General features: G+C 40.4%; 1 pseudogene. It reads left to right on the forward strand.

Going from position 1 to position 1,365, the window contains the following annotated elements:
- Window positions 1–1,365: pseudogene (locus HMPREF0849_RS08600) on the forward strand (SspB-related isopeptide-forming adhesin); the annotation flags it as partial.

The raw sequence follows: 1,365 nt of genomic DNA on the forward strand, positions 1-1,365 counted from the left end.
GTAGCACCAACATATGAAAATGAGCCAACTCCACCAGTTAAGACTCCAGATCAACCGGAGCCATCAAAACCGGAAGAGCCAACATATGAAACAGAGAAGCCATTGGAGCCAGCACCAGTAGCACCAACATATGAAAATGAGCCAACTCCACCAGTTAAGACTCCAGATCAACCAGAGCCATCAAAACCAGAAGAGCCAAACTATGATCCATTGCCAACTCCGCCGCTAGCACCAACTCCTAAACAGCTGCCGACTCCTCCAGCAGTGCCGACAGTACACTTCCATTATAATAGCTTGTTGGCGCAACCTCAAATTAATAAAGAAATTAAAAATGAGGATGGAGTAGATATCGACCGTACTCTAGTTGCTAAGCAGTCTGTAGTGAAGTTTGAACTGAAAACAGAGGCTTTAACTGCAGGTCGTCCAAAAACAACTTCGTTTGTATTGGTAGATCCACTTCCAACTGGCTATCAGTTTGACTTGGATGCAACTAAGGCTGCAAGTACAGGCTTTGATACAACTTATGATGAAGCCAGTCATACTGTAACCTTTAAGGCTACTGAGGAGACATTGGCAAGTTACAATGCTGACTTAACTAAACCTGTTGAGACTCTTCATCCAACGGTTGTTGGTCGTGTCTTGAATGATGGGGCAACTTATACTAATAACTTTACTTTGACAGTCAATGATGCTTATGGTATTAAGTCAAATGTTGTTCGTGTAACGACTCCTGGTAAACCAAATGATCCTGATAATCCAAATAACAACTATATTAAGCCAACGAAAGTAAATAAGAATAAAGAAGGCCTTAATATCGATGGAAAAGAAGTTTTAGCTGGTTCAACCAACTACTACGAATTAACATGGGATTTGGATCAATATAAAGGTGATAAATCTTCTAAGGAAGCAATCCAAAACGGCTTCTACTACGTAGATGATTATCCAGAGGAAGCTTTAGATGTTCGCCCTGATTTGGTTAAGGTTGCAGATGAAAAAGGAAATCAAGTATCAGGTGTCAGCGTTCAAAAATATGACAGTTTAGAAGCTGCGCCTAAGAAGGTTCAAGAGCTGTTGAAGAAAGCAAACATCACTGTTAAAGGTGCTTTCCAACTCTTCTCAGCTGATAATCCAGCCGAATTCTACAAGAACTATGTAGCCGCAGGAAAATCATTGCTCATCACAGATCCGATGACAGTTAAACCTGAATTTGGTCAAACGGGTGGTAAGTATGAAAACAAAGCCTACCAAATTGATTTTGGAAATGGCTATGCTACAGAAGTAGTTGTTAACAATGTACCGAAAATCACACCTAAAAAGATGTGACAATCAGTATGGATCCAAGCAGTGACAATATTGATGGTCAAA

The organism is Streptococcus sp. C300, from assembly GCF_000187645.1.
Classification (GTDB): Bacteria; Bacillota; Bacilli; order Lactobacillales; family Streptococcaceae; genus Streptococcus; species Streptococcus oralis_CQ.